This window comes from uncultured Maribacter sp., assembly GCF_947496775.1.
Taxonomy (GTDB): Bacteria; Bacteroidota; Bacteroidia; order Flavobacteriales; family Flavobacteriaceae; genus Maribacter_B.
The window spans coordinates 94,498-107,202 of the sequence record NZ_CANMDU010000012.1 but is presented as its reverse complement, the minus strand read 5'-3'; the positions used below and the strand labels follow the sequence as shown (position 1 = coordinate 107,202).

General features: G+C 32.2%; 11 protein-coding genes and 1 pseudogene. 4 read left to right on the top strand and 8 right to left on the bottom strand.

The features are described from left to right. From Q0856_RS16600 to Q0856_RS16580, 5 genes and pseudogenes are all read right to left on the bottom strand, one after another. A pseudogene (locus Q0856_RS16600) lies at positions 1-2,414 on the bottom strand (hypothetical protein); the annotation flags it as partial. Positions 2,415-2,733: 319 nt separating this feature from the next. Beyond that, on the bottom strand, positions 2,734-4,161 hold the full coding sequence (locus Q0856_RS16595; protein ID WP_298506868.1) for an HD domain-containing protein: 1,428 nt from the start codon (positions 4,159-4,161) through the stop codon (positions 2,734-2,736). Between the two features lie 2 nt (positions 4,162-4,163). After that, the gene (locus Q0856_RS16590; RefSeq protein WP_298506866.1) at positions 4,164-4,724 is read right to left on the bottom strand and encodes an L-threonylcarbamoyladenylate synthase; all 561 of its coding nucleotides are present in this window, start codon (positions 4,722-4,724) and stop codon (positions 4,164-4,166) included. Positions 4,725-4,734: 10 nt separating this feature from the next. After that, positions 4,735-5,571, bottom strand: a complete 837-nt coding sequence (locus Q0856_RS16585) for a glycosyltransferase (RefSeq protein ID WP_298506862.1) — start codon at positions 5,569-5,571, stop codon at positions 4,735-4,737. A gap of 11 nt (positions 5,572-5,582) precedes the next feature. Next, complete coding sequence (locus Q0856_RS16580) at positions 5,583-6,494, bottom strand: ATP-grasp fold amidoligase family protein (protein ID WP_298506860.1); 912 nt, start codon at positions 6,492-6,494, stop codon at positions 5,583-5,585. Between the two features lie 181 nt (positions 6,495-6,675). On the opposite strand from Q0856_RS16580, the gene Q0856_RS16575 reads away from it, so the two are divergent. Further along, entirely contained in the window at positions 6,676-7,494 is an 819-nt protein-coding gene (locus tag Q0856_RS16575; RefSeq protein ID WP_298506858.1) for a glycosyltransferase family 2 protein, read from the top strand. Here the strand turns inward: Q0856_RS16575 and Q0856_RS16570 are convergent. Together Q0856_RS16570 and glf are read right to left on the bottom strand one after the other, a co-directional pair. Beyond that, the gene (locus Q0856_RS16570; protein WP_298506855.1) at positions 7,476-8,273 is read right to left on the bottom strand and encodes a glycosyltransferase family 2 protein; all 798 of its coding nucleotides are present in this window, start codon (positions 8,271-8,273) and stop codon (positions 7,476-7,478) included. The two genes, Q0856_RS16575 and Q0856_RS16570, sit on opposite strands and share 19 nt — an antisense overlap. A gap of 176 nt (positions 8,274-8,449) precedes the next feature. Continuing rightward, a complete protein-coding gene (gene glf / locus Q0856_RS16565; RefSeq protein ID WP_298506852.1) occupies positions 8,450-9,571 on the bottom strand; it encodes a UDP-galactopyranose mutase in 1,122 nt (373 codons plus the stop codon). A 112-nt stretch (positions 9,572-9,683) separates the two neighbouring features. On the opposite strand from glf, the gene Q0856_RS16560 reads away from it, so the two are divergent. Next, on the top strand, positions 9,684-10,721 hold the full coding sequence (locus Q0856_RS16560) for a beta-1,6-galactofuranosyltransferase (protein ID WP_298506849.1): 1,038 nt from the start codon (positions 9,684-9,686) through the stop codon (positions 10,719-10,721). A gap of 51 nt (positions 10,722-10,772) precedes the next feature. Here the strand turns inward: Q0856_RS16560 and Q0856_RS16555 are convergent, their stop codons facing one another. Next, the gene (locus Q0856_RS16555) at positions 10,773-11,588 is read right to left on the bottom strand and encodes a 2,3,4,5-tetrahydropyridine-2,6-dicarboxylate N-succinyltransferase (protein ID WP_298472616.1); all 816 of its coding nucleotides are present in this window, start codon (positions 11,586-11,588) and stop codon (positions 10,773-10,775) included. A gap of 101 nt (positions 11,589-11,689) precedes the next feature. Between Q0856_RS16555 and ruvX the strand changes: the two genes are divergently transcribed. Next, on the top strand, positions 11,690-12,100 hold the full coding sequence (gene ruvX, locus Q0856_RS16550) for a Holliday junction resolvase RuvX (protein WP_298506846.1): 411 nt from the start codon (positions 11,690-11,692) through the stop codon (positions 12,098-12,100). Next, a complete protein-coding gene (def, locus tag Q0856_RS16545) occupies positions 12,101-12,691 on the top strand; it encodes a peptide deformylase (RefSeq protein WP_298506843.1) in 591 nt (196 codons plus the stop codon). Positions 12,692-12,705: the final 14 nt, after the last annotated feature.

Sequence of the window (12,705 nt, the reverse complement as noted above, 5' to 3'; positions counted from 1 at the left end):
TCATTAGCAAAAACAGAAGCAGTAGTTCCACCAGCCGTACCATTAATTTTAGTAGCGCTAAGGTCATCGTTAACTGCATCAATAGTTAGAATTGATAATAATGCAGCGGTTGAATTTGTAGCTTCTATATCACAAACATTACTGACTGTAGAAACAATTATTCGGTAATAATTACCATCTAAGGAATCATCTAAAATATTTACATCTAATGAATTTGTATTTGTCCCGCTATAAATGGCATTGTCTGATATGTTAACAAAACCAGAGCCTGAATCTTCTTGCCACTGGTATAAAGGTATTGTGCCAGCCCCAATTGTTGTTGCGGTTACATTAAAATTAACGCTACTTGTAATCACAGTTGTAACTGAATTAGGATTAGTTACGTTGTCAATACCACTAAGCTGTAAATAGTCCTGGGTAAGGTTTATATCTAAATCAGCAGGGGAGGAGTATCCCGCAGCTATTACCCTACCATCCGCATCTATAGTACTAGCAACTAAGGATAATGGTTCTGTAGCGGTATTTCCCGGATTATAGATGCCTCCATCTCCACCATCGGCAGTGTTAACCCCATAACCTTCATTGGCATCAGAACAACCATCTCCATCACTATCTAAATCTTGCCAATCAAAATCTGAATCGGCATTTGTTGGATGCGCACTATCACTATTTAAAAGACTATAATTTACGCCTCCAGAGCCATTGTCAACAAGACTAGGTATACCATTTGTTGCATTTACTAAGCCATTTACTACACCATTTGTATGTGGATGTCCATGACCAGCTTCTACAGCATCGTAAATACCATCATTATCACTATCTAAATCTAAACTATCAATGATTCCGTCTCCATCGGTATCACAACCAGGTATAAGTGTGTCTCGTAAAGCAGGATCGCCTGTTGAAAATTTAGCAGCATCCGCAACTGTATAACCAAAGGCACCGTCTGCATTGTGACCAACAAAACAATAATTTTTTTGATAGCTGTCATAGTAAATAGATTGGTGTCCACCAACACCAACTCTTATTGGGTTTCTATCTAAGTTATTTACAGCTAAATCTCCATTAAAATCTGCATAAACTCCATTTCCAGCTCCAGAATAATAACTAGGAATACCTGCAAAATATTGAGGGTCCGATGAACCATCGGATAATGTTTGGTTATTGTTAGATCCCCACATATATAATTCTCTTATACCTGCAACTTCAGTTATTGCGGCTCCTTCAGGATTATCAATACTATATGATTGACCTGCCATGAAAACAACATTGGTTAATTCCGAGCCGCCAGAAACTTTAACAGTGTTCCAGTCAGCTACATGAGAATCAGTACTGTTGTTTATACCTAACTGTCCTAAACTATTTCCACCCATGGTGTAGATTTTACCATTGGTTGGATGTAATACAAAATAACTTGCGGCATCTCCAGGGTTCAAATCTGGTGAGGATCCAGCAACCCATTCTCCAGTTGCCATTTCAATTTGAATTGGAGACTGTCCAATTAAAAAGTCGCTTGGCTTGGTCATTTCGGTAGCAATGTCTAATGCTGCTGCATTAGAGCCAGAACCGTTTCCTCCCAAACTTGCTTTTGGTCCCCAAGTATACCATTCTCCGGTGCTTAAAATTGCAAAAGCACCTACTTCGGTAATATCAAGGTCTATAACATTAACTAAATCTGTTGCTCCAGACCCAGGGTTATATTGTACAGTATACCATCCATTTGAATCTGCGGATGTTCCATTTGCTCCCCTTATTTCAGAAGATGTATTTTCTAAGGAGCCTCTGGTATATACTCTTCCGTCTGTTGTATATATTGCTAATACTCCTGGGCCTGCTGTTATATCAGTTATATTTGATACATCTATTTCACCTGAATTAGTAGTGTTTCTAGGTAAAGGCAATGATTGAATAGCAGTTGACGAGGTAACACTAGTAGCAATTAGCTCGTTTTCACTACCCCATACATATAAACCGGTAGAAGTTAATAATACATACTGTGGGTCACCATTGTCTGCACCAACTAACTTTATTGTTGTTCCAGAAACAGAAGCCCAATCACCACTACCAGGTGTTATTTCTTGAAAAGAAAAATAGTTACTATTTCCAGTTGTTGGATTAGAATCTTGACCTGTCACAAAAATTTTGTTATCAGGTGCATTAATAATATTCGCATGATATAAAGGAATGAAAAAATCTTCTGGTATAGGTACTGGACAAGATTCATCTACATCTAAGATACCATCATTATCGTCATCTAAGTCAATAGCGTTTGGAATGGGGTCACCATCAGTATTTTGAGCGTGAACATTATTATTAAAAAGTAATCCCAAAAAAAATAGAATAAAAAGTACTCTTTTTAGCTTAATAATGCTTCCAATGGAGTAGGAATAAAGAGTTTTCACTGAGTTTTTCATAAATAAAATATGATTCGTTAATGGTTAAGAAACAAAGGGTGTAAATACCAATTTATTTGAATACGAATATAGAGATGCAATCACTGTTCATTCAATAAATGTTGTGAGCTGTAGAAGGGTCATCGGTGAAATGCATATTTTTTGTAGTATAGATTTTTCCTACAAAATAAAAGTTTGCTATTTTTAGCAATTAGAGTTATGGTCTCCTAAGAGAAGAGTGTATGCAAAAATAAGGGAATCTTGTTGTTTGTTATTTTTATAAATAGTGTTTTTTATCGATAAATAACGATAAACAGGAGGTTTTTAAACTAATTTTACGCTATTGTTTAGTGCTTGAAAGACCTAGTGATTTTCCTTTTTGTAACATAAAGGTATAAGCATCTTCATAACTATTTGCAATTTTGCCTTCTAAAATAGCTTCTTTAATGGCATCTTTAATAATTCCAATTTCTTTAGAAGGTTGTAGTCCAAAAATATTCATAATTTCTTCTCCGGTGATAGGAGGTTGAAAGTTTCTTATTTGATCTCTTTCTTCAACTTCTACTATTTTTTGGCGAACAATTTTAAAGTTGTTTTTGTATTTTTTTTGCTTTCTAGCATTCTTAGTAGTAATATCCGCCTCACATAGCGTCATTAGATCTTCTATATGATCGCCAGCATCAAAAATTAATCTTCTTACAGCAGAATCAGTAACAAAATCTTCGGATATTACAATGGGACGAGAACTCATGAGTACAATTTTTTGTACAAATTTCATCTTGTCGTTTAAAGGCATTCGAAGTCTTTTAAACAATTTGTAGACCATTTTGGATCCTACAAATTCATGCCCGTGAAAGGTCCAGCCAATTTTTTTATGAAATTTTTTGGTTGGCGCTTTACCAATATCATGTAGTAATGCCGCCCAACGTAACCATAAATTATCGGTAGTTTTGGCTATATTATCTACAACTTCTAAGGTATGCCAAAAGTTGTCTTTATGTTTTTGTCCTTCTATTTCTTCAATACCTTGTAATGCCACAAGTTCTGGAAGAATAAAAGGTAATAACCCAGTTTTATGTAGTAAGGCTAATCCAATAGAGGGAGTTTTACTTGCTAGTATTTTATGTAGTTCATCTACAATACGTTCTTTAGATATGATTTGGATACGATCTTTATGTTCCGTAATAGCATCTAAAGATTCTTTTTCAATTGTAAAATTTAATTGGGTTGCAAAACGTATGGCACGCATCATTCGTAAAGGGTCATCGGAATACGTTATGCCTGGTTTTAAAGGTGTTTGTATACTTTTTTGTTCTAAGTTTTTTATTCCAGAAAAAGGGTCTACTAAGTTTCCAAAAGACGTTTTGTTTAAAGAAAGCGCTAGAGCATTAATAGTAAAATCTCGCCTTTTTTGATCGTCCTCTAATGTTCCATTCTCTACCACAGGTTTACGACTGTCTCTATGGTAGCTTTCTTTTCTAGCACCAACAAATTCTAATTCTAAATTTTTGTATTTAATCATGGCGGTACCAAAATTCTTAAATACCGAAACTTGGGGGCTATTTGGCAATAAAGAAGCTACTTTTTTTGCAAGTTCAATACCGCTTCCTACTGCTACAATATCTATGTCTTTTGGAGTTCCTCTTTGTAATACAAAATCCCGAACGAAACCACCTATTACATAAACTTCAAGAGATAAGGACTCTGAAGCTTCCATTAATATTTTAAAAATAGGGTCTTGTAAGGCCTTGGTGTAGTTTTCTTGCATTTTTATTCGCGAATCACCTTTACCTTTCCGTCATTACTTAATTTAATGATAGAAGATGGAGATCCAAAATTTTGTTCAGGATGCAAATCTACAATATAGTCTACACCTTTTAAAATTACATTGCTAATTTCATTTCTGCTTTTAGGAGTCGGTTTACCAGAAACGTTTGCAGATGTAGAAACTATAGGTTTTTTAAATTTGTTTATTAAGTATTGACAAAATTTATCAGAGGCTATTCTAATGGCTAAAGTGTTATCTTCTGCAATTAAATTTTTAGCAATGCCTTTGGGCTGGTCGTAAATTATAGTGGTGGGTTTGGTAGCTAAATCAATAATGTCGTAAGCTAAATCTGGTACATTTTCAATATGACGTTCTAACATGCCATCATGGGCCACTAAGCAAATTAAAGCTTTGCTATCTTCTCTTTGTTTAAGTGCGTATACTTTTTTTACTGCCTCTACATTTGTGGCATCACAACCTATTCCCCATACCGTATCTGTAGGGTAGAGAATGATTCCGCCGTTTTGTAAAATTTCAATCGCTTTGTTTATTTCTTGTGTCAATTTACATTTTTTATTTTGTAAGGATTAAGCTTGCCAAATTAAAATGATTTGACAGATTAATCCATTGGGTAGTATTTTTATCCTTCCCAATGTTATCTTTTTTTAATGATACTTTTTGAGAACCTATTATAGGTATTGGTTCTCTGGCTTTTTCTTTTGCTTCTATGCTATTTGTTTTATTTAAAAGAGACATAGCTTTAAACCATAAATCATCAGCTTTTGGTGCTAATTTTAAGAATAATTCTACATCTGTAACTTTTTGGTTTAAAGAATTAGGAGGGTAAAGAACACCCCAAGCTCCAATTGGCAAAAAGGATTTTGGGTTAATAATATTATTTAAAGGCTGTCTCCAGTTTTTAAAAGGGAGAGGATTACTAGATGCATCATGGTTTATATGTACGGTTTTGTTTCCAATAACTACATTAGGGTTTTTTTTATGTGCTTTGAATAATAATGATAACCATTCTTTTCTATAAATTAAATCATCATCACAAGTAACAATAATCTTATTTGGAAAAAGATCTAGCGTATGTATAAGTTTTCTGTGCGAACAGTTTAACTCGGAATATCTAATTTCAAATAAGCTCGACTGTAATTTAAGTAGGGATTTGGGTACTTTCGGTTTTAAATCATTATTAAGCCAAAGAATAATTTTTTGCGGTAACTCCTCCTGTTTTATGAGGCTTTTTATTACTAAATGTAGAGTTTTTAATCTCGGTTCTATTGATGTTAAAGAAACAACAACAGGCAGTTTTTCTTTACTCAATATTTTTTTTGAAGTTCCAGATATTAACGATAATTTGCAACTATGTAATATGGAAAGAGGAAGTTCTTTTATTACTTTCATCTCAATTATATTTATAAACGGGTGATATATTTTTGACCTTTTGGAATACTAGGTAATGTTATGTAATCTCCAAAAGTAGTATTGTATTCATCTGGTTCAAAATCCATTCTTCCATCCGTAGGATAAAATGTCATTTCTCCAAATAAAATATTCCCATTTATATTATATAAATCCACTCTCACAAAAGGAAATTTGTTTGCTAGTTTGGTAGCTACAGCTACCATTTCGTCATAATTTTTTGGTTTCTCGAGGGTTTCTTTATATTCCTTAATACCTTTTGTTGTTAAACCTTCTATCTTATTCCAACCTAAATCGTAGAAACACCGTAAATGTTCAATAGTACGGTCTAAATCTACTTGTATAAATTTAGGTTCCCCATTAAAACAGAAGAATTTATAATCGTTAATGGATGCTTTTCCCATTTCCGAAAGATACTTTTCTGCGATTAATTTTGGGGTAACGTTTTTATAAGCCCATTCTAATCCTCCTCTGGTATATTGATTTTTAGACATCCATTTAGTCATCAATAATTTAGATTTTATTTTGTTTAATTCGTCTTTGTTTTCTACAATTAGGTTAAAGTGATATCCATGAACAGCCTTTATTACAAATTGTTGGGGTAATTCGTCAAAACTAACTTCACTGGTTTTGCTATATACTTTGATTAGTTCATTTAAATATTTTACTCCAACGGTTTTTTGTACATATTCTCTAACTTCATACTTATCCACCAATTGTGTTAAAAGAGGAACTCTATAATAGGCTTTTAGCCATTGTAGTTTTTGATTAAATTCTATTGGGTTGTCTAAGTCTAGTTTTTTTCCAACATAGTATTCATAATAACTTTCTAGATATAATTTTATAGGTAAGAATTGCATTTTTTTAATAATTGCTAATCTTAATTTTCGTAACGAATAAGCCATTTTAACAAAGAGTATGATAGGTGTTAATCTGTTTTTCTTAAAGAGGATAAAGATAACAAAGAAAATCTAAGAATTTAGAGAATATAGAGGCAGTAAAACTTTAGACAAACGGGTATAAACGAAAATTGTATATAAGATAAGATAATAGTTTTATATTTTTGCACATAACTTATAATAGTTTATGAAAAATATTCAAATTTCAATAATAGTAAGTACATATAATTCTGAAGACTGGCTGCGCAAAGTATTATTGGGATTTAATAGCCAAACATTTAAGAATTTTGAAGTTGTAATAGCTGATGATGGTTCTGGTCCAAAAACTAAAGAGTTGTTGGAAAGCATGTCTAAAGAAGTATTTTATCCAATAGTACATGTATGGCAAGAAGATGAGGGTTTTCAAAAATCTAGAATATTAAATAAAGCTGTTGTAGCCTGTAATTCGGAATACATAATAATGACAGATGGCGATTGTATTCCTAGGGAAGATTTTGTACAAGTACATTATATAAATAAACAACCTGGTTATTTTATTTCTGGTGGGTATTATATGTTACCTATGAATATTTCTAAAGCTATTACAGCGGAAGATATAAAAAAACAAAATTGCTTTAATATAGAATGGCTCATGGAAATGGGTATACCAAAAACGTTCAAAAATAAAAAACTTACTGCTAAAGGATGGATATCTAAAATATTCAATACAGTTACACCTACGAATGCTAGTTGGAATGGACATAATTCTTCTGGGTGGAAGAAAGACATTGTAAATGTTAATGGTTTTGATGAAAGAATGCAATATGGGGGGCAAGATAGAGAACTAGGAGAGCGCTTATTTAACTTTGGAATAAAATCTAAGCAATTGCGCTATAGTGCGGTATGTGTGCATTTAGACCATAAAAGAGGGTATAAAACTCCAGAATCTATAGAAAAGAATCAGGGTATTCGTAAAGAAACTAGAAATAAGAAATTAGTTTGGACGCATTATGGCATTACTAAGTAATATGCAAGCTCATTCTTTTTCTCTAATCTTTTTAATTCTTTACAGTATTCCAAAACACCTAAAGCGTTTAAATAAGAGATTGTAATTCCTTTTTTACCATCTAAGAAACCTAAGCGTAAAAAATAATGGTTAAAAAATTTCCAAAGAGGTTTTACAGCTAACAAGAAATAAGTGAATTTTTTTTCGCGGTAAAAAGCTTCTTTAGCTTTTAGTTTACCGTACTTCAGCATTTTACCTTTGTAGTCTTTGTAATTTTTGTAGCAGTAGTGGGTTAATTTATTATTTAATATTCCAGATGTGCCCTCTACTTCTAAGGTTTCATGTACTATTTTTTTATCAGAAAATTGCGCTTTACTCTTTCTAAAAAGACGATAGTTCTTATCCGTTTGCCAACCACTAAAATTTAACACTTGGTCTTGAAACATAAATTTTCTATAAAACCAATACGCAACTTCACTACGGTCAGAATTTATTGTATTTGCAATTTCTAACTCCAATTCTTCGGTAACAACTTCATCTGCATCTAAAAACAATACCCAGTCATTAGCAGCTTGTTTTAAAGTAAATGCTTTTTGCGCTGTAAAATTTGAAAATGGATGTTGAATTACCTTTACCTTAGGGTGATCAACTAAAAACTCGTAAGTGCCATCTGTACTATAAGAATCTACCACTATTATCTCATCGGCAAATGAAACAGAATTAATACATTTTTCAATATATCCTATTTCATTATATGTAATAATTAAAGCGGAAAGTTTTTCTTTACTGTTGTTTGGCATTATTCTTAAATTAATCTAATTATTAGATTCGGATTTTTATAAAGGTTGCGCTTTTTTTAAAATCAATCTTTCTATATAACGTATGAGAAAATAAAAAAGTATAAAATTACAATGTAATATTCTTACAAATAAAAGATTACGAGCTTTTTTTAATTTTTCAACGGCTATATTAATTACTAACTAAATATTTTTTTTGTTTTGGAAAGGGCGGAACCAATAACTTGGTGCATGTCGTAATATTTATATTCCGCAAGTCTTCCTCCAAAAATTACATTGCTTTCAAGAGATTTTTGTTTGTATTTTTTATAAATAGATGTGTTTTTAAAGTCATTAATAGGGTAGTAGGGCTCTTTTTTTATAGACCATTCTGCTGGATATTCTTCCGTAATAATTGTTTTCTTTTGTTTTCCAAATTCAAAATGTTTGTGTTCTATAATTCTAGTATAGGGAATCGAAGCTTCGGTATAATTTACAACAGCATTACCTTGGTAATTTTCACTATCTAAAATTTTGTGTTTAAAATCTAAACTGCGGTATTCTAACTTGCCATAACAGTAGTCATAATATTCATCAATCTTACCGGTAAAGACAATAGTTTCCGCAATTTCGGCGAATTCTTTTTTATTCGCATAGAAATTAGTGTTTAGTCTAACTTCTATATCATTTAATAACCCTTCGGTTAATTTATTATAACCTCCTATGGGAATACCTTGATAAATATCGTTAAAATAATTATTGTCAAATGTAAATCTTAATGGTAGCCTTTTTATAATAAAAGCAGGGAGTTCTGTTGCTTTTCTACCCCATTGTTTTTCTGTATAACCTTTGATAAAAGTTTCATAAATATCCTTGCCAACTAATGAAAGGGCTTGTTCTTCTAAATTTTGAGGATTTTTGATGTTAGCTTCTAAAGTTTGTTTTTTAATTATTTCTTTAGCTTGTTCAGGGGTGTTAACATTCCATAATGTATTAAATGTATTCATATTAAAAGGAAGATTAAAAAGTTTTCCTTTATAATTAGCAATTGGAGAATTAGTGTATCTATTAAACGGGACAAAACTGTTAACATAATCCCAGATTTCTTTATTACTAGTATGGAAAATATGAGCGCCGTATTTGTGTACATTTATGCCTTCGATATTTTCACAATAGGTATTTCCGCCAATATGACTTCGTTGGTCTATGACTAAACATTTCTTCCCGTTTTTATGCGCTTCATGTGCAAAAACGGAACCATAAAGTCCTGCTCCAACGATTAAATAATCGTATTTTTTGGTACTTAAATTCTCTTTATTCATCCTAAATTTTCAAAGTGTTAAATTTAAGACAAAAGATTGAGGTTTATCTGTAAATAACCCTTCAGTTTTTCGGCAATACTTATATTTGAATTTATAACTAACCATTTTTTTAATGAGCTTATTTTACATTTCTCGGAACTATAAATCTAGCAATAATGCCGCATCTAAGCCTAAAACCGATTGTGAGGTTGTTATGGCAAAGAACGGCTTTAAGAACTTAGGATTTAAACAAACTACACATGCTAGTTCGGCTATAGGCGCAATAATTAGTTTTTTTGGTATTACCAAGGGTTTACTATGGTTACCTAGAAAATCTGTATTGGCAATGCAGTATCCTCTAAGTAAATTTTATGGGTATGTAACAAATGTTGCAAGAATTAAAGGGTGTAAAGTAATTTTAATTGTGCATGACGTAAAAACCTTAATGGGAAAGACAAAGAACATTAAAAAAGAAATGCAAAAATTTTCTAAGGCCGATGTTTTAATAGTTCATAATGACGAAATGAAAAAATGGTTTATAACTAATGGGTATAATGGTAAAATTGTTCCATTGTATCTTTTTGATTACATGTCTTTTGATACCTCTTTAGAAACAGGTTTGATTAAAAAAAATGAGAAATATGAAATTGTTTTTGCAGGAGGTTTAGGAAAAGAAAAGAGCGCTTTTATTTACGAAATGGATAATTTTAAAAATCGAAATTTTGCTTTAAAATTATACGGAAATGGTTTTCAGAAAAATGAAGTTAATTCCGAAAATTCGGTTATAAAATATCAAGGAGTATTTTCTCCGGACGAAGTTGTAAAGAAAATTAAAGGAAATTTTGGGTTAGTTTGGAATGGAAATTCTGTAGAGGAATGCGCAGGGGATTTTGGTAAATACCTTTTGTATAATAATCCTCATAAAACTTCTTTATATATATTATGTGGTTTGCCTATTTTAGTTTGGAAAAAAGCGGCAATAGCGAAATTTATTACTTCTAACAAATTGGGTATAGCTATTAATACTTTAGAAGAGGTAGATGAAAAGTTAAGAAATCTTAGTACAGAAGAGTATAAAGAGATGACAGATAATGTCGCAGAGACTAGAGAAAAAATTATGGAAGGCGGTTTTTTGTCAGAAGCTCTAAAAAAAGCACTGCAAATGGTGTAAAAAAACGCTCCTTAAACTTAATATTTTAAGGAGCGTTTATCCATAAGTTTGTTAAACAGCAACATCATATTCTCTTAATGCATCGTTCAAAGAAGTCTTTTTATTGGTACTTTCTTTACGTTTTCCAATGATTAGAGCACAAGGAACATTGTATTCACCAGCAGCAAATTTTTTAGTATAACTACCAGGAATCACAACAGAACGAGCAGGAACAACACCTTTTGTTTCTACTGGCTTATCCCCGGTTACATCTATAATTTTTGTACTCATGGTTAAAACAACATTAGCACCTAGAACAGCCTCTTTTTCTACTCTAACACCTTCTACGACAATACAACGCGAGCCAACAAAAACGCCATCTTCAATAATTACGGGAGCAGCTTGTAAAGGTTCTAAAACACCACCTATACCAACACCACCACTTAAGTGAACGTTTTTACCAATTTGTGCACAGCTACCAACAGTTGCCCAAGTATCTACCATAGTACCTTCATCTACATAAGCACCTATGTTTACATAACTAGGCATTAAAATAGTTCCGGCAGATAGGTAAGAACCTTGGCGAGCAGATGCACCAGGTACAACACGAACTCCTTGTTCTTCATAATTAGTTTTTAAAGGCATTTTGTCATGATATTCAAAAATACCAGCCTCTAAAGTTTCCATTTTCTGAATAGGGAAATAAAGAACTACGCCCTTTTTTACCCATTCATTTACTTGCCAACCATCCGTAGTTGGTTCAGCAACACGTAATTCACCTTTGTCTAATAAAGCAATAACCTTTCTAATAGCATCTTGGGTTGCGCTTTCTTTTAATAGGTCTCTATTATCCCACGCTTTTTCTATAATATTCTGTAATTCCGTCATTTTATATCTAATGTTTACACAAATATAAGTGGAAGTGTGGGAATTCATCTTTCAAATTTATAGTTATAACAATTTATCGTTTATTTTTGCCAAAAATTAATTTGGGAAGAATTGTAGCAATAGATTTTGGAAGAAAAAGAACTGGGATAGCAGTTACAGATGAATTACAAATTATTGCATCTGGTCTTACCACTGTAGCCACGCACGATTTAGTTTCTTTTTTACAAAAGTATATTGCTGAAGAAAAAGTAGATGCTATTATTGTGGGAGAGGCAAAACAAATGGATAATACGCCATCTGAGTCAGAGGCTTTTATTATCCCTTTTTTAAATAGATTAGCAAAGGTTTTTCCTAATATGCCTGTAGAAAGGCAAGATGAAAGGTTTACTTCTAAAATGGCTTTCCAAACCATGATAGATAGTGGATTAAAAAAGAAGCAAAGAAAAAATAAAGCTTTAGTAGATGAAATTAGCGCTACTATAATTTTACAAGCATATTTAAATAGAAAGTAAATGATATTACCAATTATAGCTTACGGTGATCCTGTTTTAAGAAAAGTAGGAAAGGATATAAATGTGGACTACCCTAAACTAGACGAGTTATTAGAAAATATGTGGGAGACCATGTATAATGCACATGGGGTGGGTTTAGCTGCTCCGCAAATAGGTCTTCCTATTCGTTTGTTTTTAGTAGATGCTACTCCATTTGCCGACGATGAAGATATGTCGGCAGAAGAAAAAAAACAGTTAGATGGGTTTAAGAAAGCGTTTATTAATCCTAAAATAACTGAAGAGTCTGGTGAAGAATGGACCTTTAATGAAGGATGTCTTAGTATACCGGATATAAGAGAAGATGTTTCACGAAAAGGAACTATCCACATAACATACTTAGACAAGAACTTTAAAGAGCACAAAGAGACTTATGGTGGGTTATTGGCAAGAGTTATACAACATGAGTATGATCATATTGAGGGGGTTTTATTTACAGATAAATTATCTACTCTTAAAAAACGATTATTAAAAGGAAAATTAAGTAATATTTCTAAAGGAAAAATATCCGTAGACTATAGAATGCGTTTTCCTGACATGAAAAAACGTAGATAATAGATAATTAATCA

Coding starts and splice junctions, on each gene's coding strand:
- Q0856_RS16595 (WP_298506868.1), bottom strand. CDS start 4,161: ATGCAAGAAAACTACACCAAGGCCTTACAAGACCCTATTTTTAAAATA.
- Q0856_RS16585 (WP_298506862.1), bottom strand. CDS start 5,571: ATGAAAGTAATAAAAGAACTTCCTCTTTCCATATTACATAGTTGCAAA.
- Q0856_RS16580 (WP_298506860.1), bottom strand. CDS start 6,494: ATGGCTTATTCGTTACGAAAATTAAGATTAGCAATTATTAAAAAAATG.
- Q0856_RS16575 (WP_298506858.1), top strand. CDS start 6,676: ATGAAAAATATTCAAATTTCAATAATAGTAAGTACATATAATTCTGAA.
- Q0856_RS16570 (WP_298506855.1), bottom strand. CDS start 8,273: ATGCCAAACAACAGTAAAGAAAAACTTTCCGCTTTAATTATTACATAT.
- glf (WP_298506852.1), bottom strand. CDS start 9,571: ATGAATAAAGAGAATTTAAGTACCAAAAAATACGATTATTTAATCGTT.
- Q0856_RS16560 (WP_298506849.1), top strand. CDS start 9,684: ATGAGCTTATTTTACATTTCTCGGAACTATAAATCTAGCAATAATGCC.
- Q0856_RS16555 (WP_298472616.1), bottom strand. CDS start 11,588: ATGACGGAATTACAGAATATTATAGAAAAAGCGTGGGATAATAGAGAC.
- def (WP_298506843.1), top strand. CDS start 12,101: ATGATATTACCAATTATAGCTTACGGTGATCCTGTTTTAAGAAAAGTA.